The organism is Mesorhizobium sp. LSHC412B00 (assembly GCF_000503035.1).
Classification (GTDB): Bacteria; Pseudomonadota; Alphaproteobacteria; order Rhizobiales; family Rhizobiaceae; genus Mesorhizobium.
In genome coordinates this window covers 847,890-871,085 of the sequence record NZ_AYWB01000001.1, presented here as the reverse complement: position 1 = coordinate 871,085, position 23,196 = coordinate 847,890, and the positions used below count along the sequence as shown (strand labels likewise).

General features: G+C 60.2%; 19 protein-coding genes and 1 pseudogene. 10 read left to right on the top strand and 10 right to left on the bottom strand.

Features of this window, described 5'->3' with window-relative positions:
• Positions 1-19: 19 nt before the first annotated feature.
• The 7 genes and pseudogenes from X757_RS1000000169645 to X757_RS160635 all read right to left on the bottom strand — a co-directional run.
• Positions 20-511: pseudogene (locus X757_RS1000000169645) on the bottom strand (FkbM family methyltransferase); the annotation flags it as partial.
• A gap of 158 nt (positions 512-669) precedes the next feature.
• Positions 670-1,905 (bottom strand): ABC transporter ATP-binding protein, encoded by a 1,236-nt coding sequence (locus tag X757_RS160610; RefSeq protein WP_023703172.1) that lies wholly within the window; start codon positions 1,903-1,905, stop codon positions 670-672.
• Between the two features lie 2 nt (positions 1,906-1,907).
• Positions 1,908-2,693, bottom strand: coding sequence for an ABC transporter permease (locus tag X757_RS160615; RefSeq protein ID WP_023703171.1), 786 nt, complete (start codon positions 2,691-2,693; stop codon positions 1,908-1,910).
• A 27-nt stretch (positions 2,694-2,720) separates the two neighbouring features.
• Positions 2,721-3,665 (bottom strand): GDP-mannose 4,6-dehydratase, encoded by a 945-nt coding sequence (locus X757_RS160620; protein WP_245271491.1) that lies wholly within the window; start codon positions 3,663-3,665, stop codon positions 2,721-2,723.
• A gap of 38 nt (positions 3,666-3,703) precedes the next feature.
• Positions 3,704-4,690, bottom strand: a complete 987-nt coding sequence (gmd, locus tag X757_RS160625) for a GDP-mannose 4,6-dehydratase (protein WP_023703169.1) — start codon at positions 4,688-4,690, stop codon at positions 3,704-3,706.
• A 92-nt stretch (positions 4,691-4,782) separates the two neighbouring features.
• Positions 4,783-6,198, bottom strand: coding sequence for a mannose-1-phosphate guanylyltransferase/mannose-6-phosphate isomerase (locus tag X757_RS160630; protein ID WP_023725248.1), 1,416 nt, complete (start codon positions 6,196-6,198; stop codon positions 4,783-4,785).
• Positions 6,198-7,628 carry a phosphomannomutase gene (locus X757_RS160635; protein ID WP_023703166.1) on the bottom strand — a complete coding sequence of 477 codons (1,431 nt, stop codon included), beginning with the start codon at positions 7,626-7,628 and terminating at the stop codon, positions 6,198-6,200. The genes X757_RS160630 and X757_RS160635 overlap by 1 nt, the downstream gene beginning before the upstream one ends.
• Positions 7,629-7,982: 354 nt before the next feature.
• Here X757_RS160635 and rfbA point away from each other — a divergent pair, with 354 nt between their 5' ends.
• The 7 genes from rfbA to X757_RS160670 all read left to right on the top strand — a co-directional run bounded on the left by rfbA (position 7,983) and on the right by X757_RS160670 (position 15,581).
• Positions 7,983-8,864: a glucose-1-phosphate thymidylyltransferase RfbA gene (gene rfbA, locus X757_RS160640; RefSeq protein ID WP_023725247.1), complete on the top strand. Its 882-nt coding sequence runs from the start codon at positions 7,983-7,985 to the stop codon at positions 8,862-8,864.
• Between the two features lies 1 nt (position 8,865).
• Positions 8,866-9,420, top strand: a complete 555-nt coding sequence (rfbC, locus tag X757_RS160645) for a dTDP-4-dehydrorhamnose 3,5-epimerase (protein ID WP_023670703.1) — start codon at positions 8,866-8,868, stop codon at positions 9,418-9,420.
• A 25-nt stretch (positions 9,421-9,445) separates the two neighbouring features.
• Positions 9,446-10,540: a dTDP-glucose 4,6-dehydratase gene (gene rfbB, locus X757_RS160650; protein WP_023725246.1), complete on the top strand. Its 1,095-nt coding sequence runs from the start codon at positions 9,446-9,448 to the stop codon at positions 10,538-10,540.
• A complete protein-coding gene (rfbD, locus tag X757_RS160655) occupies positions 10,537-11,418 on the top strand; it encodes a dTDP-4-dehydrorhamnose reductase (RefSeq protein WP_023725245.1) in 882 nt (293 codons plus the stop codon). The genes rfbB and rfbD overlap by 4 nt, the downstream gene beginning before the upstream one ends.
• A gap of 384 nt (positions 11,419-11,802) precedes the next feature.
• Positions 11,803-13,791, top strand: a complete 1,989-nt coding sequence (locus X757_RS160660; RefSeq protein WP_031251035.1) for a nucleoside-diphosphate sugar epimerase/dehydratase — start codon at positions 11,803-11,805, stop codon at positions 13,789-13,791.
• 57 nt (positions 13,792-13,848) lie between these two features.
• Positions 13,849-14,841 carry an IS481 family transposase gene (locus X757_RS160665; protein ID WP_023725243.1) on the top strand — a complete coding sequence of 331 codons (993 nt, stop codon included), beginning with the start codon at positions 13,849-13,851 and terminating at the stop codon, positions 14,839-14,841.
• A 194-nt stretch (positions 14,842-15,035) separates the two neighbouring features.
• A complete protein-coding gene (locus tag X757_RS160670; RefSeq protein ID WP_031251034.1) occupies positions 15,036-15,581 on the top strand; it encodes a sugar transferase in 546 nt (181 codons plus the stop codon).
• Here the strand turns inward: X757_RS160670 and X757_RS160675 are convergent.
• Positions 15,569-16,504, bottom strand: coding sequence for an NAD-dependent epimerase/dehydratase family protein (locus X757_RS160675; protein WP_023725241.1), 936 nt, complete (start codon positions 16,502-16,504; stop codon positions 15,569-15,571). The two genes, X757_RS160670 and X757_RS160675, sit on opposite strands and share 13 nt — an antisense overlap.
• Positions 16,501-17,793: an O-antigen ligase gene (locus tag X757_RS160680; protein WP_031251032.1), complete on the bottom strand. Its 1,293-nt coding sequence runs from the start codon at positions 17,791-17,793 to the stop codon at positions 16,501-16,503. Before X757_RS160680 ends, X757_RS160675 begins: the two co-directional genes overlap by 4 nt.
• Before the next feature lie 414 nt (positions 17,794-18,207).
• Between X757_RS160680 and cysD the strand changes: the two genes are divergently transcribed.
• From cysD to cysQ, 3 genes are read left to right on the top strand one after another with little or no spacing between them, the layout of a single operon-like run.
• The gene (gene cysD, locus X757_RS160685) at positions 18,208-19,113 is read left to right on the top strand and encodes a sulfate adenylyltransferase subunit CysD (protein ID WP_023725239.1); all 906 of its coding nucleotides are present in this window, start codon (positions 18,208-18,210) and stop codon (positions 19,111-19,113) included.
• A 2-nt stretch (positions 19,114-19,115) separates the two neighbouring features.
• Positions 19,116-21,053 carry a sulfate adenylyltransferase subunit CysN gene (gene cysN / locus X757_RS160690; RefSeq protein WP_023725238.1) on the top strand — a complete coding sequence of 646 codons (1,938 nt, stop codon included), beginning with the start codon at positions 19,116-19,118 and terminating at the stop codon, positions 21,051-21,053.
• A 10-nt stretch (positions 21,054-21,063) separates the two neighbouring features.
• Positions 21,064-21,852, top strand: coding sequence for a 3'(2'),5'-bisphosphate nucleotidase CysQ (gene cysQ / locus X757_RS160695; RefSeq protein ID WP_031196090.1), 789 nt, complete (start codon positions 21,064-21,066; stop codon positions 21,850-21,852).
• Position 21,853: 1 nt separating this feature from the next.
• Here the strand turns inward: cysQ and X757_RS160700 are convergent, their stop codons facing one another.
• Positions 21,854-22,996, bottom strand: a complete 1,143-nt coding sequence (locus X757_RS160700; RefSeq protein ID WP_023725237.1) for a DegT/DnrJ/EryC1/StrS aminotransferase family protein — start codon at positions 22,994-22,996, stop codon at positions 21,854-21,856.
• Positions 22,997-23,196: the final 200 nt, after the last annotated feature.

Sequence of the window (23,196 nt, the reverse complement as noted above, 5' to 3'; positions counted from 1 at the left end):
TTTGCGAACCGGAAATGCTGCTATGGTGAGTCGATACAATCACAAATCGCAACTGCTCGCGTCCTACTGCTGCCGACATAGAGCGAATGAAAGGCAGTTCGGCCCCTTGTACGTCCATATGCAGCATTTCGATGATTCGCCCATTCGCCAATTTGGACACCGCTTCCATATCGAAGCATGGCACCGCGCGAATCTGCCCATCCGATTCACAACGCAGCTCAAGACTTTCGAGGCTCTCGCCGCCGACACAGCCCAGATGAAAATCGATGCGACTCTCCAACCGATTTAGGCCCGCATTGTCATGACCCAATTGAAGATTGTTCGGATCAGGTTCGAGGCAGATCGCAGTCGAATTGGCAATTTCTTGCAGATACCAAAGAGTATAGTAGCACCAAAAGGAGCCAAGCTCGACGATCAGTGAATTGTGGCGCACGTAGCGTAAAATATGATGGAAGACGAGCTCTTCCTGCGGTTCATGATGCCCCCGAAGTGAACGGATAACCTGCGCCATCCAGTCACCATGATATCCACCCGCCTTTACTCGCAAGCCGTTGTGCATGATCTGAACTGGGCCGTTTGGCATATCCAGAATGCGCCCTGCCTCCTGAACTTTCGTGATACCGGCGCAGTCCATACAACTGCTTGTCATGATTGCTCGTTCAAGTCCGTTCACGTGGCCGCCCCTCGGATGACGAATTGCGCGTCAAGCGCTGACGTTCCGATGAAGAACGATTGGCTCGTATTGATCACATCGAACACCAGTGCATTGTCCTGCCATTCGTAGTTGTTCTCCAAATGGGTGTCTGAACTGGTGAGCGATGGCGAGAAGGAATAAGAACCTTGGCCAAGAGTACAGGTGAAGGGCAGCTGAAATTCAATCTCATCGCCTGCCTTGACATTCTCGACTGCCTGTTTCGTGTGCCAGGTGTTGGTACCCCAGACGACGTGACCGGTGCGGTCACGCAGCATAAGACCGAGCACTAGTCGAGAAACATCCGCCTCTGCTTTTGCTACCAGTCTCAACACTAGAAGCTGGCCTACGCTGGCGATCTTCACCGGCTCGCGGCTCTCCGCATCGAGAAGGTCCAGCGACGATGCTTTTACCTGAAACGTCCCTGACCTAGTGAACGTCCACCCGCCCTTTTCTCGCCGCTGCTCGACAGTCAGCGTCTTGTTCTCCTTTGTTGCGATTAAGGCGTTGTAGTAGTCGACGACCTCGTCAGGCTGCCCGTCCTTCAGTACTTGCCCCTTGTCCAACAGGATCACCCTGTCGCAGAGCGCTCTGACGTCGCCCAAGCTGTGGGTAACAAGAATAATCGACGTGCCAGCGGCCCTGAAACCGCGTATCCGGTCGAAGCTCTTGTGCTGGAAATAACTGTCTCCAACCGAAAGCACTTCGTCGACGATCAGCACCTCCGGCCGTTCGGCGGTGGCAAGAGCGAAGGCCAGGCGCGCCTGCATGCCGCTCGAATAAGTTCGCAATGGCTGATCGAAGAACTCTCCGATCTCGGCAAAATCCTCGATGTGCGGCATGAGTTCAGCCAGCCGTGCTTGTGAAAGGCCCATCAGCCCGCCGGCGTGAAAGGCGTTTTGCCGGCCGGTGAACTCTGGATTGAAGCCGAGCCCCAGTTCCAGGATAGCGCTTATGCGGCCGCCCACATGCGTCGTGCCTTCGGTCGGCCGCACCGTGCCAGTAATCAGCTTCAAGAGCGTACTCTTGCCGGCGCCATTCTGGCCGATCAGCCCTAGCGCCTCTCCGGCCGAGATGGAAAATGAAATGTCCTTGACCGGCCAGAATTCCTCGGTGGGTGTGATAGGCGCACCAAACCAGCCGGCAAACCTTTTGAGGTTGCTTTCATAGTTTGCATAGCGTTTTGACAAATGACTTACGGCTAGCACGGTCATGGTTACAACACGTCGATGAGTTCAGGGCTTGCTCGGCGAAAGAACACGATGGCAAAGCTCATGCTAATGATTCCTAGAATCGCCGGCATGATCAGGCTTTCCGGGTTTGGCCAACGGTTGAATAGTAGTGCATCCTGATAGATCGCCACCAACGGTGTGATCGGGTTTAGACTGAGCACAAGTTTGTACTTTTCCGAGAGGACATTTGCTGGATAGACAACCGGTGTCAGCCAGTACCAGAGGTTCAGCACGATTGTCATGACCTGCGCGATGTCCCGGATGAATACGTTCATCACGCCCAGGATGACGCCAAGGCCAAAACCGATGGCCGCAATCAGGACGATTCCAAGCGGTAACAGGACCAACGCGCGGCCTGGCAGGTGTCCGAGGAAGATGAAGATAATGAAAAGAGCGAGCAATAGCAGCAGGTGATTGATCAGCGCCGTGCCACCGACAATTATGGGCAGGCATAGCCGCGGAAAGGCAATCTTCTTCATCACCGGTGCTTGCTCGATAAAGACGGTCATGCTGCGCGTGAGTATCTCGCTAAACAGCGTCCATGCGGCCAAGCCGGACAGAAGATAGATCGGATAGGCCGCGGGGCTGTCCGTGTCTGGAAGCCGTGCCTTGAAGAGTTCTGAAAGCACGATCGAGAAGATCGCGGCCTGCGCGAGTGGGTGAAGGATGAACCAAAGGCCGCCCAGACGGGATCGTACGAAACGGCCCTTCAGATCACCTCTGATGGAGGAGACGATGAAATGGCGATATTGCCACAGGCTTCGGAACATTTGATCAACCTCTTGCGCGCTGCAGTGTCAGCGGGCGTTACATAGCTGGTGCCAATATCCGAAAACGTCGGCCATTGTCTGCTCGAATGGCACCAGAGGCTGCCAATTCAACTCGGCGCGTGCCTTTGACGCGTCACCTGACGCTACGGGAATGTCGTTCGGGCGGAGTTTTTCTGGGGCGGCACGCACTTCGATGTCGATGCCTGACTGCGCGACAAGCGCGTCAAGGATATCCCGGATTTTGCGGGGGTGTCCGGACGCGATATTGTAAACATGGCCCGGTCCGGCATCCAGATCCAGTATCGCGGAGTTCACATAGGCACGAACGACATCGCGAACATCGAGGAAATCGCGCTCCGCTTCCAGATTTCCCACGTGAATGACTGGTTCTCTTTTGTCCGATGCGATCTCGGCGACCTGGCGTGCGAAATCGGAGACCACGTAGCTGTCGGACTGGCCAGGGCCGGTGTGGTTGAAGGGGCGAAAGCGAATGGCGCGCAGACCGTCATAAGCCATCTGCCCGATCATCAGGTCTGCCGCAGCTTTGGTGGCGCCATAGACGGTCATCGGCCGGAGTGGCGCGCTTTCCGTCACCGGACCGTTCGCGCTCAGGAACGAAGCGCCATAGGCTTCCGAACTGCCGACATAAACGAACCGTGCCTTCGGCGCGTGGCGCATGACAGATTCGGCGAGGTTCATCGTTCCCGTTACATTGACGTCCCAGGCATGTCGCGGCGCATTGCGTGCATCGGAAGGCGCTGCCACCGCCGCCAAATGGAAAAGCACGGTGGGCTGTATCTCGCAAACAACACCGTCGACGGCACCCCGGTCCAACAAGTCGACCGCGTTTCGCTGTCCTTCGCCTTGACCAAGCGCGAACACCTTGCAGCCGGCAACTTCCCGCTGCAGCAACCCTACCAGTGCTCGGCCGACAAATCCACTTGCCCCGGTTATCAGGATGCGATGAATCAACCTATCGACCATAATGGCAAAAAAGCTCTCTGCTCAACTCAGCGTCTCGACGGGTTGGTGTGGCGTTCGAGATCGGCGTCTACCATTTCACGGATCATTTCTTCCAGCGTGATCGTCGCTTCCCAGCCTAGCTTCTGCTTTGCCTTTGCCGGATTTCCAAGCAGAGTTTCGACCTCGGCGGGCCTGAACAAGTCCGGGTCGATGACCAGATGGTCATCGACCTTGAGCCGCACATGCTCGAAGGCAATGCGGCACATGTCGCGCACGGTCGTCGTCCTGCCGGTGGCGACGACATAATCGTCCGGCTGGTCCTGCTGCACCATCAGCCACATGGCGCGGACATAGTCCTTCGAGTGACCCCAGTCGCGCTTGGCATCGATATTGCCGAGCCGCAACTCGCTGGACAGGCCCTTCTTGATTCGCGCAACCGCATCCGTAACCTTGCGGGTTACGAACTCAATGCCGCGAAGCGGTGATTCGTGATTGAACAGGATGCCGCTTGAGGCATGCAGGCCAAAACTCTCGCGGTAATTGATCGTTATCCAGTGGCCATAGAGCTTCGCTACGGCATAAGGGGAACGCGGGTGGAAGGGGGTGGTTTCCGACTGCATGGGTTCCTGGATGAGACCATACATCTCCGACGACGAAGCCTGATAGAAACGCGCCCCGGGCATCTCGAGGCGAAGCGCCTCCAGCACATTGGTCACACCTATTCCGGTGACGTTGCCGGTCAGGATCGGCTGCTGCCACGAGGATTTGACGAAGGATTGGGCGGCAAGATTGTAGACTTCGTCCGGCCTGATGTCGCGCATGGTCCGCGCCAGGCCGGACAGATCCGTCAGGTTACCGTCGACGATCCGGACGTCCTTCTCGATGCCAAGCCATTTCAGGCGCGTCGTGTTGACGTCGGCCGTGCTCGATCGCCGCGCCAGTCCGTGGACCTCGTAGCCTTTTTCGAGCAGGAGTTCCGCCAGATAGGCGCCGTCCTGCCCGGTAATGCCGGTTATCAAAGCTGTTTTGGTCATCAATGCTCTCGATGTGTCTTTTTCCCCAGCCCGTTTCCGATGATTGCCCGCCCCGCCTGCGAGCCAAATGAAGGGCCAAATGAAATGGATTGTCAGGTACGACCATATGCGTCGTCGAAGCGCACGATATCGTCCTCGCCGAGATACTCGCCGCTCTGGACCTCGATCATCACCAAGCCGATGGTGCCAGGATTCTCGAGGCGATGTTTGTGGCCGCAAGGGATATAGGTGGATTGATTGGTCGTCAGCAACAATTCTTGGTCACCGTTGACTATTTTCGCAGTGCCGCTGACCACGACCCAATGCTCGGAGCGGTGGTAGTGCATCTGCAGACTCAGGCGCCCGCCCGGCTTCACCTCGATACGCTTGATCTTGAAACGCTCACCCTCCTCCAGAATCGTGTAGGTGCCCCAGGGTCGGTGCACCGTGTTGTGAAGCAAATGCGCCTCATGTCCCGAAGCCTTGAGCACCTCGAAGAGCTTCTTGACGTCCTGGACGTGGTCACGGGATGCGACAAGCAATGCGTCCGGGGAATCGACGATCACCAGGCCGCTGATGCCGACCGTGCCAATCACTCGCTTATCCGAGCTTATGTAGCTGCCCACGGTGTCCACCATGTGAACATCGCCCCGAATCCTGTTACCGCTGCCGTCAGGGGCGACCAGTTCGGCCATTGCGTTCCATGATCCAATGTCATTCCATCCCATTTCGCAGGGGATGACAGCAAGATTAAGCGTTTTTTCCATCACCGCACGGTCGAGGGAGATACGCGGGGCCAAGGCGAAATGCTCGAATGAGAGTTCGATATTGGTAAAGCCTTCGCCGCGGCTGAAGCTACCGTTTTCGTAGCTATCGAGAACGGCGTCGATCACTGCGGGGCAATGCGAAGCCATCTCGTCGAGCATGACCTGCGCTTTGAAGCAGAAGATGCCGGCGTTCCAGAAGAAACGCTTGGACGCCACATAGGATTTGGCCGCCTCGATGTCCGGTTTCTCAACAAAACGGACGACCTTTTCGCCGTCGGCCTCGATGTAGCCGAATGCGGTGTCCGGCCTGTCCGGGCCTATACCCAGGGTTGCGATACGTCCCTGCTGCGCATGTTCGATGGCTCGGCTCATGGCGCTCAGAAATGCCGGCTGATCGCCAATCATATGATCCGCCGGAAATATGCACAGAATCGCATCGAGACCCTGTGTTGCCTTGGCATGGATGGTTGCCGCAGCCACCGCGGCGGCCGTATCCCGGCCCTCTGGCTCAAGCAGAAAAGTACGCGGCAGAGCGATAGTATCCAGTTCGTCGAAGTCGTCTTTCGTAAGAAAAAAATGATCCCTGGACGTCACGGTAACGAGCTCCACGACGTCCTGTACTGAAGCTGCGCGCAGCGCGGTATGCTGGATGAGTGAATGTCCATCCGCCACCCTCAGGAAAGGCTTAGGGTGTGATTGCCTCGAGGCCGGCCATAGCCGCGAACCAGCGCCACCGCTGATGATGACCGGAACCACTTTCATCAAATAACCTCTATTTCGTCTGTGGACGCGAATGCCTGCGCCCTCTTCAGCGTCAGCTCCACGATGGCTGTCGCCCTGTCGTAATTCGCCGCCTCCGCGTAGCAGCGCAACTCCGGGGCATTGCCGGACGGACGCAGATGTATGATTTCGCCTATGAGCGTTCGCGCTCTAAGTCCGTCGGTTTCGTCGACCTCGGCCACAGTCCCGAATGGGGACAGAAATTGCTGTAGCGCACCCCAGGTTGCGAGGTGATCCATCAATCGGCGCGAACTTTCCAGGGGAAAGTTCTGAAGGCGCTCGCTTGCGCACACCGGAAGGCTCCAAAGCCCGCACAAGTGCGACAGCTTTTTTCTTGTCGATGCCATCGTTCCGAGGACAGCCAAGATCGGAAGCAGCGAGTCCCGTGTTGGCAGTGCGGTCAATGTCTTCCCGGTCAGCTTGCAATCCGACCTCAAAAGAACACCGCCATTGGCCTCAAAGCCAACAATGATGCCGCCGGCACCGTTTGTCGCTTCCATGGCTTCGATGACAAATGGAGACCCAACCTTTGTCCTCAGGACCTCAAAACCGAAGGTTTTCGAAATGCCTGAGTTGGAGGTCACGGGCGTCACGACTGTGTCTGCCTTCAAGAACAAGGCCGTAGCGAGGCCAATCAGGTCGCCGCGAAACAGATCGCCGTTCTCGTCTACGGCAAGTGGCCGATCGGCGTCCGCATCGGTCGACACTATGGCGTCGAGATTGAATTCTCGAACCCAACCCTTGAATTTTGCCATTGTAGCTATGTCAACGGCCTCCGTATCAATGGGGACGAAATTTTCAGTTTTCCCGACGGGAACCACACTAGCGCCGAACGATTCAAGAACCTGTACCAACAGTTCCGCCGCGACTGAGCTGTGTTGATAGACCCCGAGTCTCATCCCGGAAAGGGAGCCCGGCTCGAGTACATCATTGGCGCGCTCTCGATAGGTCGCGATAGCCTCGTCATGACGTGTTGGCCAAACCGTTTCAGGACGAGGTGGCAAGCAGTATGCATCTGACTTTTCGGTCACGTAGCGCGTCATCGCGGCTTCGTCCGCCTTGTCGATTTCACCGTGCGGGCCATAGAACTTGATGCCATTGCGATCAGCGGGGATATGAGAACCGGTTACCATGAGAGCCGGTGCATCGTGTTTTTGAGCATAGAGGGCAAGAGCAGGCGTCGGGATGGCACCGCAATCAATCGGCTGAAACCCACTTCCGGCCAATGCCGCCATGCAGTTGTCGGCAATGGCCGGACTGCTGTCGCGTAAATCGCGGCCGACGAAGACGAGGCTATTCGACTGGACTCCGCTGGAAACCAAGCGCCAAGCGAAGGCCTCGGTATAAAGTCCGCTGGGTCTTCCAGCCAATTCCGAAGCCAGACCTCGAATACCGCTTGACCCAAATTTCATTATTCTACTTTTGCTGGTTGAAAGTCAGGCTCGTAATATTGCAGTAGGCTATGCTGTCAACCGCAAATTCGCTCGTGACCCTTTTCTGTTCCCCAGACCACAAGCACATTCCCGGTGGGGCGGCGAAATGGAACCGCCTGCCCCCGGGAAATGAAAAAGACCGCTTGACGTCGTGGCGCTGGGCGTTCTCAGCGGGGTTGCCACAGCGAGTTCTTCGTAAGAAATTCGAGCTAATTCTGTCCCAGCTGTCAGGTGATCACCAATTCAGGACCGAGATTGACAAGCCATTGCATGAAACCTAGCCACGAGCAACGGGCGTCAAGCTGGGGGCCTGGGCAATTCGAGGAGAGCTTGTTGAAAGGAATCATCCTTGCAGGAGGTAGCGGCGCGCGCCTGTATCCGCTTACACTAGCGATTTCTAAGCAAGTCCTGCCAATATACGACAAGCCGATGATTTTTTATCCGCTGAGCGTCTTGATGCTCGCCGGTATCCGCCAGATTTTGATCATTTCGACACCTCGCGACTTGCCGGTGTTTCGGGAGTTGCTGGGCGACGGTTCGGAATTCGGGGTCGAATTCTCCTATGCCGAGCAGGCGCAGCCCAACGGGCTTGCCGAGGCCTTCATCATCGGCCGCGACTTCATCGGCAAGGATAATGTGTCGATGATTCTCGGCGACAACATCTATTTCGGCGAGGGCCTGTCGCAGCTCTGCCGCACTGCTGCGCAGCGCCAAAGCGGCGCGTCGGTGTTCGCCTACCATGTCGAGGACCCGCAGCGCTACGGCGTGGTGTCGTTCGACAAGCTCAGCGGCACGGCTTTGACGATCGAGGAGAAGCCGCGGGAGCCGAAGTCCAACTGGGCGGTCACCGGCCTCTATTTCTACGACAATGAGGTCGTCGACATCGCGTCGACGATCAAGCCCTCGGCGCGCGGCGAACTCGAGATCACGGCGGTCAACAACGTCTATCTCGAGCGCGGGAAATTGCATGTGCATCAGCTCGGCCGCGGCTATGCCTGGCTCGACACCGGCACGCATGACAGCCTGCATGAAGCCTCTTCCTTCGTGCGCACGATCGAGCACCGCCAGGGGATCAAGGTCGCCTGTCCTGAAGAAATCGCTTTCGAGCAGGGCTGGCTGACCGCCGACAAGGTGCTTGAGCGCGCCACGCGCCTGGGCAAGAACGAATACGCCGCCTATCTGCGCCGGCGTGTCACCGAGCTGACGGAGACATAGGGTGCTGGAAGTCAGGCAGCTCGGTTTGGACGGCGTGCTGGAAATCGTGCCGAAGCGGCACGGCGATGCGCGCGGTTATTTCATCGAAACCTGGAATGCCGAGGCCTTTGCCGAGGCCGGCATCGATCTGCGTTTCGTCCAGGACAATCATTCCTATTCGGCTGCCGCAGGTGTCGTGCGGGGGCTTCACTATCAACTGCCTCCACACGCGCAGGACAAGCTGCTGCGCGTAATCAGAGGCCGCATTCTCGACGTGGCGGTCGACATCCGCCGCAGCTCGAAAACCTTCGGAAAATGGGTCGCGCTCGAAATATCGGCCGAGAGAGGCAACCAGATCCTCGTGCCGAAGGGTTTCGCGCACGGTTTCGTCACGCTCGTGCCGGACACCGAGGTTCTGTATAAGGTCACCGACACCTATTCGCCGGCGCATGATCGATCGATCCGTTTCGACGATCCTGATATCGGCATCGATTGGCCGTCGCCGGCCGGCGCCTTCGAGCTCTCGGCCAAGGACCTCAAGGCGTCGGCGCTTGCTGAGGCCGAGGTGTTCGCATGACGCGCGACGATGTGAGGAGAGCGCCATGAATTTTCTGGTGACAGGCGGTGCCGGCTTCATCGGCTCGGCCGTGTGCCGGCATTTGTGCGCCAATCCGGCCTACCATGTGACCAATCTCGACAAGCTCACCTATGCCGGCAATCTGGCCTCGCTGCGCACCATCGAGAATGCACACAACTACAAATTTGCGCAGGCCGACATCTGTGACGAGCGGGCGGTTCTCGACATCCTCCACCGCGACGAGATCGACGTCGTCATGAACCTCGCCGCCGAAAGCCATGTCGACCGCTCGATCGACGGACCCGGCGCCTTCATCGAGACCAACATCGTCGGTACCTACCGGGTGCTGAATTCGGCGCTCGAATATTGGCGCGGCCTTGACGAGGACAGGAAGGCGCGCTTCCGCTTCCACCATGTCTCGACCGACGAGGTGTTCGGCGATCTGCCCTTCGATGGCGGCATGTTCGTGGAGGAGACGCCTTACGCGCCATCCTCGCCCTATTCCGCCTCCAAGGCCGCATCCGACCATCTGGTGCGGGCCTGGTACGAGACGTACGGCCTGCCGGTCGTGCTCTCCAACTGTTCGAACAATTACGGGCCTTATCACTTCCCCGAAAAGCTGATCCCGCTGGTCATCCTCAACGCGCTCGACGAAAAGCCGCTGCCGGTCTACGGCGCTGGCGCCAATGTGCGCGACTGGCTGTTCGTCGAGGATCACGCCCGTGCTCTGGAACTGGTCGCCACAAAGGGCCAGCCCGGCGAAAGTTACAATGTCGGCGGCAATTCCGAGCGTACCAACCTTGGCGTCGTCGAGACGATTTGCGGCCTGCTCGACATCAGGCGTCCGCGCAGCGGCGGCAGGAGCTACCGCGATTTGATCAGCTTCGTCACCGATCGGCCCGGCCACGACCGCCGCTATGCAATCGATGCCTCCAAGATCGGCCGGGATCTCGGTTGGGCGCCGGCGGAGAGTTTCGACAGCGGCCTTGCAAGGACCGTCGACTGGTTCCTCGACAACAAATGGTGGTGGGGACCGATCCGCGAGCAGCGCTACGCCGGCGAGCGGCTGGGGCAAGTCCGGTCGCGCGGCCAGGTTGAAGGCAGGAAGGGCGCGGCGTGAGGCTGGTTGTCACCGGACGCGACGGTCAGGTCGCTGCCAGCCTGCTGGAGGCCGGGCAGAGGCGCGATGGCATCGAGGTCGTCACCCTCGGCCGCCCAGTGCTCGATCTGGCGCGGCCCGATACGGTGTTCGACGCACTCGCGGCAGCGCGGCCGGATATCGTGGTGTCGGCTGCCGCCTACACCGCCGTCGACCAGGCCGAGGACGAGCCCGATCTTGCCTTCGCTGTGAACGCCGTCGGCGCCGGCAAGGTCGCCGAGGCGGCCGCGAAGCTCGGCGTGCCCGTAATCCATCTGTCGACCGACTACGTCTTCGATGGCACCAAGGACGGCGCCTATGTCGAGACCGACGCCACCGCACCGCTCGGCGTCTACGGCGCCTCCAAGCTTGCCGGCGAGCTGGCCGTGGCCGCCGTCAATCCGCGCCATCTGATCCTGCGCACCGCCTGGGTCTACAGCCCGTTCGGCAAGAATTTCGTGAAAACCATGCTGCGGCTGGCCGGCGACCGCGACGAGATCGCCGTGGTCGCCGACCAATGGGGAAATCCGACATCCGCACTTGATATTGCCGACTCGATCCTGCATGCGGCGTCAATGCTGCGCGGTGACGTTGACGGCTACGGCATCTATCATCTCGCCGGTACCGGCGAGACCAACTGGAGCGGCTTTGCCCGGCATATACTCGACACAAGCGCACGGTATGGCAGGCCCACAGCGCGGGTGCGCGACATCGCGACCAGCGATTGTCCGACCAAAGCACGGCGCCCGGCCAATTCGCGGCTGGCGAGCGCGAAATTCGCAACGACTTTTGGATGGAATGCGCCGGATTGGCTGAAATCGGCGCAAGAGGTGGTCTTGTGTCTCCTTCGGCCTGTTTGACGATGCAGTTGCCCTTTGTGGGAACAAAGCGCTCGACCGGGACCTAAAGACAGCTATGTTTCCTTTCACTTCGACGAATTCCGAATTCCTGATCTCGCCGCTCCATCAGCACGATCGAGCACGTTCCATCATGGCTTGGCTAGTTCCGGACTCGCTCGACTTTTTTGCGAGAATCTCGCGAAAATATTAGCCGATTGACCGCTGAATGCCTTAACTAACAGTCCATGAAAAAAATATCTGGCGATCACTACAACTCCACGCTATGCGATACAAAGCGGCGGGGCTGGGGATTGGCACTCTAAACAGGTGATCGGTGACGGGTTTCCGTCGCTCTTGCACCACGTTAGTGTCCATGTCCTTGCGCCTGGAGTTCAGTACTACCCAATGACATCCTATGTAGAGGTCGTGTCCGGACTTCGGCCGAAGATGCGGCGCGCCATTATAATGATCCAGGATCTGGTCATGGTCCTGGTCGCGGTGGCGCTGAGTCTGGGGCTTTCGCAGTCGAGACTTTCATTCGACGCGCTCTCCACGGCCGGCCTGGCGTGCTGGGCAAGTATTGTTTTTCTCAGCCATATGCTGTTTCGCTATTGCGGCCTCTACAACACCGTGTGGCGTTTCGCCTCCACGCCGGACTTCTTCAACATCCTGAAGAGCTGCGCCATCCTGACCGTCACGCTCTATGTCGTCTCGCTAGCGGTTCGATCGTTTCAGCCGGTGACCGGCCTCAACGAGCGCCAGTTCATCGTCTTTTTCCTCGTCTCCTTCACCATCATATCGGCGCCTCGGCTCTATTACCGGTTCCTGCGCGACGGGGCGAGCTGGCGAATCCTGAGCCGCAACGCAAACAATGCGGCGATCAAACAAGCGCTGTTCGTCGGCAGGCTTGGCGAAGCAGACGTCATCATCCGCTTCACACGCACGGCCGAGCCGGCCGAATATTCCATCGCCGGAATCATGGCCATCGAGAACGGCGCGCCGTTGGGCACGCAGATCCAGGGCGTTCCGGTGGTGGCCGTGCGGCCCCGCCTGGTCGAGGTCCTCGAAGAATATGCAAGAGGCACAAAAAGCCTCGACATGCTGATTTTCGGCAATGGCACCGAACGCGAGATCGAGGAATATTCGGAACTGGTCCGTGTCGCCCGTCACAGCGGTATCGCCGTCGTCCAGTTCTCCGGCGTTTCGGAGCTCGGCCAGGGCGGAAAGCTGGTACTCGACGCTGTCGAGATGGAAACCATCCTGCGCCGCTCCACAGTTGCTTCCGATATGGAGCGGATCGGCGGCTTTGTCGGTGGCAAGCGCGTCCTGGTCACCGGCGGCGCCGGCTCAATCGGTCGCATCCTGGTCAAGCGGTCACTGGAACTTGGCGCCGAGGCGGTTCTGGTCGCCGATATCTCGGAGTTCGGTATTTTCCAGCTCGACCAGCAGGTTGACGAAAAGGACCTTGTCCGGCTCAAGAGCCGCATCGTCGATGTCACAGACCGGCGCCAGATCACCCGCGTCGTCAGCGATTTCAAGCCCGACATCATCTTCCACGCCGCCGCGCTCAAACATGTGCCGCTGCTCGAGGAAAACTGGGAATCGGCGATCCAGACCAACATTTTGGGCACCCTCGTCTGCGCCGAGGTTGCCGCCAAATGCGGGGTGCCGCAGTTCCTGTTGATTTCCAGCGATAAGGCGGTCGATCCGACCTCGGTGCTCGGTATGACGAAACGCGCCGCCGAGCAGATCGTCTCTTCGCTGCACGAAACGCACGCCACCGGGCCCAGCGGTCGTCGCTCCGGCACCAAGTTCATCGCCGTGCGGTTCGGCAACGTCTTCGGCTCCAATGGCTCGGTCGCCACCATCTTCCAGGCGCAGATCGAGGCCGGCGGTCCGGTCACCATCACCGATCGCCGCATGACCCGCTACTTCATGACGGTGGCCGAAGCCGTCGACCTCGTCATCATGTCGGCGGCCGACGCCGAGCGGCGCCAGGGCAAGGACGACTACGCCATCTACATGCTCGACATGGGCAAGCCGGTGCCGATCCTCGAAGTCGCTGAAACCATGATCCGCATGGCCGGCAAAAGCCCCTACACCGACATTCCGATCCGTTTCACCGGGATCAGGCCGGGCGAGAAGCTTCACGAGGTGCTGCATGGCGGCAATGAGGAGATCGTCGCGCTGGATATCCCCAAGATCTTCGGCCTCAGAACCGATGTCGTGGGATGGTCCAAGGTCCAGGCGGCGCTGACATCGCTGCAGGCGGCCATGCGCGATCAGGACAAAGCCTCGGCGCTCGCCGTCATGGCCGGACTTCATCAGTCGGAAGAGCCTCCAAGTGACGCACGCCGGGAAACCGTCGCGAAAACAGTCGGGCAAGCAAGCTAGGTGTTTGATCCCAGGCTTTGATGGCGCATACTTTTCGTCCGAATCAAAGGATGCGCTATGGGCCAGGTTCTTCATGGGAGCGCCACGACGACAGAGGCGATCCGTCGAGCGATACAGCATAGTCAAGAGAGCCTGAGGGCGCTGGCGAAGCGCTACGGCATCAATCAGAAGACGGTTAGGAAGTGGAGGAACCGGACGTCGGCCGCCGATCTTCCGACTGGCCCCAGAGATCCGAAGTCGACAGTGCTATCGACTGAGGAAGAGGCGGTCATCGTCGCCTTTCGGCGTTATACGCTGCTGCCACTGGACGATTGCCTCTATGCTCTCCAACCGACGATCCCGCATCTGTCGCGGTCATCCTTGCATCGCTGCCTGCAGCGTCACGGGATAGGCAGGTTGCCGGATGTCGAGGGCGACAAGCCGGCAAGGAAGAAGTTCAAGGCCTATCCAATCGGCTACTTCCATATCGACGTCGCCGAGGTCCGAACCGAGCAGGGCAAGCTGCATATGTTCGTGGCCATAGATCGGACCTCGAAGTTCGCTTTCGTCGAGCTGCACGAGAAGGCAACGACAGCGGTCTCCGCCGATTTCCTGCGCCATCTTCTTGATGCTGTCCCTTACAAGATCCACACAGTGCTTACCGACAACGGCATTCAGTTCACGACCCCAGGTGCCGGCGGCTCGGCCGTTCCGCTGATCAAGGAGGCCATGGCGGCGGGAGAAATCATATGGGCGCACGCCTTCGAACATACTTGCGCCAAGGCCGATATCGACCACCGAACGACAAAGCCAAGGCACCCATGGACCAACGGCCAGGTCGAACGCATGAACCGCACGATCAAGGATGCGACCGTCAAACGCTTCTACTACGAGAGCCATGACCAACTGCGCCAGCATCTCGCCGATTTCGTCTTAGCCTATAATTTCGGCCGTCGACTGAAGACCCTCAAGGGCCTCACGCCCTTTGAATACATCTGCAAAATCTGGACAAAAGAGCCCGAACGATTCAGGCTCGATCCAACCCATCAAACCTTGAGACTAAACATTTAGAGCCTGCCGCCAGCGGCTGCGATTGGGTCCGCCATGATCCGCGGCCATTACCGCGATATCGGCAGCATGAGGCAAATCTGATCGGGCCAACTTTGTCGTGCTTGCCTTGTGGGCCTATGGCCGCGTACTACCCGACCGTCATTTTGACTCCGGCGTTGGCCGGCATTGTTGTTTGAACCTGGGAGCATGCCGGCATGGCCGTGAAAGGACCGAAGCGCGCCTTCGATCTGGTCGTCGCGGCGGTTCTCTTGCCGCTGACGTCGCCTTTTGTCCTGCTTGCCATGCTTGCAATCAGGCTGTCGTCGCCTGGACCCGCGTTGTTTTCGCAAACCCGTGTCGGCCAGCACGGGGTGCCGTTTGCCTGCCACAAGCTGCGCACGATGGTTGTGGGAACGCCATCTCTGCCCTCGCATCAGGCGCCGGCAAACTCCGTCACCGCCGCCGGTAAGGTGCTGCGAAAATTCAAGATCGACGAGCTGCCGCAGCTCTGGAACGTGCTGAAGGGCGAGATGAGCCTGGTCGGGCCGCGTCCATGCCTGCCCACGCAAACCGAGTTGGTCGACCGCCGCAGGCAATTGGGTGTGCTTGCCGCACTTCCAGGCATTACCGGGCTTGCGCAGATGAGAGGCATCGACATGTCGGATCCGAAACTCTGCGCCGAAACCGATGCCGAATATCTCAGGGGAGCCTCGATCGGACTCGACGTCAAAATCCTGCTTGGCACAATCTACCGGACCTGACGGGCCTGTCGTGCAAGTTCCTCAATCCGGCCGAGCGTGTCGGTTTCCGGCATCCAGCCTTCCGAGATCAGCAGTGACGGGTCGCAAATCTGTGTCGCCATGGAAGCGTCGTACGCTGCTTTTCTGCCAAGCAGTGTGGCGAACAGCCTGAATGGCCAGGCCGGCACAGGAACGAGCCGGGTCGGAACGTCGTATCCGTGCCTGAATGCAGTCAAGATTTCGAACATCGCAACGGGGGAAGCATCGCCCAGGACATAGGTCGGGCGCGGTGGCGTGGGACGAGTCAAAAGATGCGCCACGGCGCCAGCCACCGCGTCGCGCGATATCAGCGAACGAACTGCGGTGAAAGCGCCTAAGGGCAATGGTAAGGCAATGGCGGCAGCCCGCATCATTCCACGCAGGTTTCCCTTCATGCCTTCGCCATAGACCGGCGGCAGGCGCAGCGCCGTGGCATCGGAGGGCCTGGACGCATAGGCTTCCAGTGTCTTGATCTCGCCTTCGCGTTTCGAGCGCCCGTAGGCGCATTGCGGGGCAGGGAGCGTCGCCTCGCTGATCGTTCCGCTGAAACCGGGACCGGCTACTGCCCGGATCGACGACAGATAGATGAAGCGCCCGCTTGTCCGCGAGGCGGCCGCGCGCGCCAGCTGCGCGGTCAGTGTCGCGTTGGCTGCCATGAAGTCGGCTTCGCTCGCCTTGCGGTCATTGTTGAGCCCCGCACAGTGGACGACATGGGTGATATCTCGCATCAGCGCCTGGTATGCCTGAGCCGGTGCGTCGAAGTCCGGCAACAAAACCGCATCGCTCACGGGATCGAGCCGTTCCGGGTGGCGCGATGCCATGCGCACCCCGAACCCGGCTTCGCGCAGCTGGTTGACGACCTGCCTGCCGATGAAACCCGTCGCGCCTGTGACCAGCACTTTCACGGCCGGCTTGCCTGGGGCGCCGGGGCCGGTGCCTGTTGTTCCGGCAGCATTTGTTGCCGGCCCGATGCAAGATATGTCCCGGACACCAGGAACACCATCAGTGTGGCATCGAGGATGTCGTGGCCGACCAGAATGCCGGTCAGGCCGCCGATGAGGTAGGTGATCGCAGTGACGACAATCATCGTGGCGCCGAACCGCTCGATCGCGTCCGTGCTGGTGCGCAGCACGATGGCCGCGTTTCTCGCGGCAACGAAGAACACAGCCGCGAGCGTTACGGCTCCAAGCAGCCCGGCCTCCACCAATGCAGTCAGGAAGCCATTGTGAAAATGGCTGAAGCCCGTGGACGGCATGTGGAACTGATTGTGGAATCCATCCTTTATCAGCTCACGGCTTGCAGCAATGCCGTGACCGAAAATCGGCATGTCGTGGAAGGCGCTCAGCCCAATCTGCCAAAGTGCTGCGCGCAAGCCGAGCGCGGTCGTGTGGTCGCCCTTCGTGGCGAGCGCATCCCAGTCGCTGAACAGGAAGGCCGCGCGCTCGGAAATGATGGGGAGACCAATGACCGCGATGACGATGCCGATCGCGCCCGCAATCAGCAAAAGCCGAATGGCGTTTCTGTTATTGAGCTTGCGACGGTTGATCAGCAGGACCGCGATGCCGGCCACCAGCATCGCCAGCCAGATGATCCGCGACCCCGAATAGACAATGTCGACCGCGCCGGCCAGTGTCGCGCAGGCCAGCAACGCCCTGTTCTTTTCGACACCCGATAAGGCGCCTGCCAGGCACATCATCATGCTGAGGCAGGCGACGGTCGCGAACACGATCGGATTGCCGGCGCCGCCTTCGGCCCGTATGCCCAGCCCGTGATATTGCACGACCGCCAGCAGCACGGCGCCAAAACAGGCGGCGGCGCTCGCCAGCACGACGATGCGCGTCAGCGTGGTTTTCTCGGTGATGCTCCAGGTCGCGTATGAGACCGGGAAAAACAGGAAGGTGATCAGCCCTGCCAGATGCGGCGCATCCCTGGCGATCGAATTGTTGACGATGGAGGCGAGCACGCTGGCTGCGCAATAGGCATAGATGGCCACCGTCATCGCGGTCATCGGCCGGTCGATGTTGAAACGCCGTCTTTTCAGCGCAAGCAGAAGCACCGACCACAGGCCGCCGCCATTAAACAAAAAGCTGACCGCCGATCCCAGTACCGGCGGGAAAAAGAAGCACAAAATGGAGAAGGTGACGTTGATCCGTGACGGCGAAACGTGCTGCTTGATGGCGGAGATCGGGGTCAATGCTCTGGTTCACAATGCGCTGGGTCGCGTGGCGACGGACAATGTTTGGCGGCGGCATTTGCGGCATGCCGCCCGGCGCAGGTTCAGGAGCCGGTATAGCGGCTGGGTGCGGTTTTCGAAAGTGCGACGAGGTCGGGCCGGCGTTTCTTTCGGTCCAGGCAAGATTTTTCCCGGCCTTTGAATGCTATCGCTCCGTCGGGCAGGAATTTTCGGATTCTAGGCTTTTCATGGAAAATTCGTTGCCGATCGGTGTGGCCGCCGGCCTTTCCAGCGTTGTTATATCAGGTGGCGATCTGCTAGAACGCCGGCACGAACCGATAGTGTCCAGCAGTGAAGCTTGAACCGGGCGGCTGAAAAGGACGCCCGATCCATCTGATGCAAGGTCTGGATTGCACGAGAGAACGCTCACAGTCCATGAACATCGCGCTTACGCACCTGCAGCGGCTCGAGGCCGAGTCCATCCACATCTTCCGTGAGGTTGCCGCCTCCTTCTCCAAGCCGGTGATGCTCTATTCCGTCGGCAAGGATTCCTCCGTGCTGATGCATCTGGCGATGAAGGCCTTCTATCCGGCCAAGCCGCCTTTCCCCTTCCTGCATGTCGACACCACCTGGAAGTTCCGCGAGATGATCGCCTTTCGCGACCAGATGGCGCAGAAGCTCGGCTTCGACCTGCTGGTCCACGTCAATGAAGACGGCGTGCGCGACGGTATCAACCCCTTTGACCATGGCTCGAACATCCACACCCATGTCATGAAGACGGTGGCGTTGCGCCAGGCGCTCGACAAATACGGCTTTGACGCTGCCTTCGGCGGGGCTCGGCGCGACGAGGAGAAGTCGCGCGCCAAGGAGCGCATCTTTTCCTTCCGCAACGCCCAGCATGTCTGGGACCCGAAGAACCAGCGGCCGGAGATGTGGAAGATCTTCAACACCCGCATCGCGCCGGGCGAATCGATCCGCGTGTTTCCGCTGTCGAACTGGACCGAGCTCGACATCTGGCAGTACATTCTGCAGGAAAACATCCCGATCGTGCCGCTCTATTTCGCCAAGGAGCGGCCGGTGGTCGAACGCGACGGCATGCTGATCATGAAGGATGACGATCGCATGCAATTGCGCCCCGGTGAGACGGTGGAGAACCGCCTGGTGCGTTTCCGCACGCTTGGCTGTTATCCGCTGACCGGCGCCATCGAATCCGACGCCGACACGCTCGAAGCCATCGTCGGCGAGATGCTGACGGCGCGCACCTCCGAGCGTCAGGGCCGCCTCATCGACCGCGATGAAGCCGGCTCGATGGAAAAGAAGAAGCGCGAGGGATATTTCTGAGCATGCGCCATATCCTGGCCAAGAGCCTCGCTCCCACCGACGGCGTGCGCGAATACATGGCGGCGCAGGAGAAGAAGTCGCTGCTGCGCTTCCTCACCTGCGGCTCGGTCGACGACGGCAAGTCGACGCTGATCGGCCGTCTTCTGTCCGACACAAAGCAGATCTTCGAGGACCAGCTCGCCGCACTCGAGCGCGATTCCCGCAAGCACGGCACCACTGGCGACGACATCGACTTCGCGCTTCTGGTCGACGGCCTCGAGGCCGAGCGCGAGCAAGGCATCACCATCGACGTCGCCTACCGCTTCTTCGCCACGCCCAAGCGCAAGTTCATCGTCGCCGACACCCCCGGCCATGAACAGTACACCCGCAACATGGCGACCGGCGCATCGACTGCCGATCTCGCCATCGTGCTGATCGATGCGCGCCAGGGTGTGCTGCGCCAGACCCGGCGCCACTCGATCATCGCTTCGCTGCTCGGCATCCGCCATATCGTGCTTGCCGTCAACAAGATCGACCTCGTCGATTTCAACCAGGCGGTGTTCGACCGTATCGTCGAGGATTACCGGCAGTTCTCGCACGAGCTCGGCTTCCAGACGATCGTGCCGATCCCGATGTCGGCCCGCTATGGCGACAATGTCACCAGCCGCTCCGGCAAGACGGCGTGGTATTCCGGCCCGTCCCTGATCGAGCATCTCGAAACCATATCGGTCGACGAGGCCGCGGTCGAACTGCCGTTCCGGTTTCCGGTGCAGTATGTCAACCGGCCCAATCTCGACTTCCGCGGCTTTGCCGGCACCATCGCGTCCGGCTCCGTCGCGCAGGGCGACGAGGTGGTGGTCGCCAAATCCGGCAAGGCCTCGCGGGTCAAGCGCATCGTCGCGCAAGGCGGCGATCTTGCCCAGGCGGTGGCCGGCCAGGCCATCACCCTTGTGCTCGATGACGAGGTCGAGGTCTCCAGAGGCAACATGCTGGTGTCGCCGGCGGCACGGCCGCAGGTCGCCGACCAGTTCGCCGCCAACATCGTCTGGTTCGACGAGGCAGCGCTGCTGCCGGGACGCTCCTATATACTGCGCACCGAGACCGACCAGACCAGCGCCACCGTCACCGACCTGAAATACCGCGTCAACGTCAACGACTTCGCTCGCGAGGCGGCGAAGTCGCTCGAGATGAACGAAGTCGGCATCTGCAATATCTCGACCCGGGCGCCGATCGCCTTCGACACCTTCGCCGACAACCGCGATACCGGCGCCTTCATCCTGATCGACCGCATCACCAATGCCACCGTCGGCGCCGGCATGATCCTGCATTCCTTGCGCCGCGCCGAAAACATCCATTGGCAGTCGCTCGATGTCGGCAAGCGCGGCCGCTCCGACCTCAAGAGCCAGCGCCCCGCCGTATTCTGGTTCACCGGTCTTTCCGGCTCGGGCAAGTCGACCATCGCCAATCTGCTTGAGAAGAAGCTGTTCGCTTCGGGGCGTCACACCTACATTCTCGACGGCGACAATGTCCGCCACGGCCTCAACCGCGATCTCGGCTTCACCGACGCCGATCGGGTCGAAAACATCCGCCGTGTCGCCGAAGTGGCAAAGCTGATGGCCGATGCCGGGCTGATCGTCATCGTCTCCTTCATTTCCCCCTTCAGCGCCGAGCGGCGCATGGCCAGGGAGTTGATGGCCGACGGCGAGTTCGTCGAAGTGTTCGTCGATACGCCGTTCGAGGAATGCGCCCGACGCGACCCGAAAGGCCTTTACGCACGGGCGCTGAATGGCGAGATCAAGAACTTCACCGGCGTCGATTCCCCGTATGAAGCTCCCGAAAATCCCGAAATCCATCTCAAGACACTCGGCAAGACGGCCGAGGAGATGGTAGAGGCTCTGGAACACTGGCTGAATGAGCGCGACATTGCCGAAGACCAATATGACAGCGGCGGCGGCATCTGACGACGAAGTGATGCTCGACGTGTTCGAGCGCCTGGCGCTCGAAGCCGGACGCGAGGTGATGCGGGTCTTCAAGGCCGGCTGCGCGGTCGACAGCAAGTCGGACTCCTCGCCGGTCACGGAAGCCGACCGCGAGAGCGAGACGATCATCCTCGCCGGCCTGCGTGCGGCCTATCCCGATATTCCCTGCGTGGCCGAGGAAGAGGTCGCCGAAGGCATTGTGCCGCCCGATCTGGATGGCGCCTTCTTCCTGATCGATCCGCTCGATGGAACGAAGGAATTCGTCAACCGCCGGACCGATTTCACCGTCAACATCGCGCTTGTCCGGCACGGCGTGCCGGAGATCGGCGTCGTCTTCGCACCGTGCAGCGGGCGGTTCTTCTCTGGACGGCCGGGCTGGGCCGAAGCAATCGAGGTCGATGGCGACTTCCGTATCGTCGGCCGCCGGCGGATTTCGGTTAGGAGGGCGGTCACGCCGCTGGCGGTCGTTGCCAGCCGCTCGCACAACACCCCGGAGACCGAAGCCTTCATCAAGGATCTCGGCGCCGCCGAGATCGTCTCGGTCGGCTCATCGCTGAAATTCTGCCTGCTCGCCGCAGCCGAAGCCGACATCTATCCGCGCTTCGGCCGCACCATGGAATGGGACACGGCGGCCGGCGACGCCGTACTGCGCGCCGCCGGCGGCATGACGCGCACGCTGGACGGCGAGCCGCTCACCTATGGCAAGCGCAAACAGAGCGACGACGAGGATTTCGCCAACCCGCATTTTATTGCGAGCGGGAAGGCGGCGGACGCGGCGTAACTTACGCCGCCGCTACATGCGCCGAGTTCGAGCCAATGTAGTTGCGGATCGTCTCGATGATGCGGTCCTGGTCGGCTTCGCTGAGATAGGGATGCATCGGCAGGCACAGGATGCGCTTCGGCAGTTCCTCCGAAACCGCAAGCCCGGTCGGCGTGCGCGGATAGTCGCGATAGGCGACCTGCTCGTGCAGCGGCTTCACATAATAGATCACCGAAGGGATGCCCTTTTCGCCGAGATGCGCCCTCAACCCGTCGCGCTTCGGCGTCTCGATGGCGTATTGCGCCCAGGCCGAGCGGCCACCGCCCAGATTGCGTGACGCCTTGACGATGTCGCCGAGACCTTCGGCGTAGCGCTTGGCCACCACCTGGCGGGCGACCATCTCGTCTTCGAGGATGGCGAGTTTCTCGATCAGGATCGCCGCCTGGATCGTGTCGAGGCGTGAATTGATGCCGACGCGGACATTGTCATACTGCGTCTCGCCCTTACCGTGGAACGCAAACGAGCGCAGCTGGTCGGCCAGCGCGTCGTCATTGGTGAACATCGCGCCGCCATCGCCGTAGCAGCCCAGCGGCTTGGCCGGATAAAAGCTGGTCGAGCCGACATGGCCGAAGGCGCCGCACATTGTGCCGTCGGCCGAACCGCCGATCGACTGCGCCGCATCCTCGATCACCAGCAGCCCTTCGCGCTTGGCAATCGCCATGATCGCCTCGTAGGCGGCGGCAAGCCCGAACAGGTCGACGGGAATAATCGCCTTCGGCTTCAGCCGGCCTTCCTTCTTGATCATGGCGATCGCCGCCTCGAAGCTGGCGATGTCGATGTTGTAGGTCTCGGCGTCCACATCGACGAAAACCGGTTCGGCCTTGGCAAGCGCCACCACTTCCGCCGTCGCGGCAAAGGTGAAGCTCGGCACGAACACCGCGTCGCCGGGGCCGATACCGGCGGCAAACAGCGGCAACAGCAGCGCGTCGGTGCCGTTGGCGCAGGCCACGACATGCTTGGTGCCGATATAGGCTGCGAGCTTGTTTTCGAATTCGGTGACTTGCGGTCCGAGGATATAGCGGCCTTCCTCGACGACATTGTCGATCGCGGCCTTCAGCCGGTCGCGGATACGTTCGCGCTGCGCGCCAAGATCGATGAACTGCATGTCGGCCTCAAAAACGGTGTGGTGCGGGCTGCCCCGGGGACAATGACACGCACAGAAACAACAACTTAACCGGGCCGCTGGTACCAGAGTTGGGCCGGTCTAGAAAGCCGGACCGGCCGCGGGACGGGTTGTCTAGGCGTCGCAGCCTGTTACTTCAGGCTTTCCCTGCATTGCCGCAAGATGCCGGAAATCCGGGCTTC

Coding starts and splice junctions, on each gene's coding strand:
- cysD (WP_023725239.1), top strand. CDS start 18,208: ATGAACATCGCGCTTACGCACCTGCAGCGGCTCGAGGCCGAGTCCATC.
- X757_RS160665 (WP_023725243.1), top strand. CDS start 13,849: ATGGGCCAGGTTCTTCATGGGAGCGCCACGACGACAGAGGCGATCCGT.
- X757_RS160670 (WP_031251034.1), top strand. CDS start 15,036: ATGGCCGTGAAAGGACCGAAGCGCGCCTTCGATCTGGTCGTCGCGGCG.
- cysQ (WP_031196090.1), top strand. CDS start 21,064: ATGCTCGACGTGTTCGAGCGCCTGGCGCTCGAAGCCGGACGCGAGGTG.
- X757_RS160610 (WP_023703172.1), bottom strand. CDS start 1,905: ATGACCGTGCTAGCCGTAAGTCATTTGTCAAAACGCTATGCAAACTAT.
- cysN (WP_023725238.1), top strand. CDS start 19,116: ATGCGCCATATCCTGGCCAAGAGCCTCGCTCCCACCGACGGCGTGCGC.
- X757_RS160630 (WP_023725248.1), bottom strand. CDS start 6,198: ATGAAAGTGGTTCCGGTCATCATCAGCGGTGGCGCTGGTTCGCGGCTA.
- X757_RS160700 (WP_023725237.1), bottom strand. CDS start 22,996: ATGCAGTTCATCGATCTTGGCGCGCAGCGCGAACGTATCCGCGACCGG.
- X757_RS160635 (WP_023703166.1), bottom strand. CDS start 7,628: ATGAAATTTGGGTCAAGCGGTATTCGAGGTCTGGCTTCGGAATTGGCT.
- X757_RS160615 (WP_023703171.1), bottom strand. CDS start 2,693: ATGTTCCGAAGCCTGTGGCAATATCGCCATTTCATCGTCTCCTCCATC.
- rfbB (WP_023725246.1), top strand. CDS start 9,446: ATGAATTTTCTGGTGACAGGCGGTGCCGGCTTCATCGGCTCGGCCGTG.
- X757_RS160660 (WP_031251035.1), top strand. CDS start 11,803: ATGACATCCTATGTAGAGGTCGTGTCCGGACTTCGGCCGAAGATGCGG.
- gmd (WP_023703169.1), bottom strand. CDS start 4,690: ATGACCAAAACAGCTTTGATAACCGGCATTACCGGGCAGGACGGCGCC.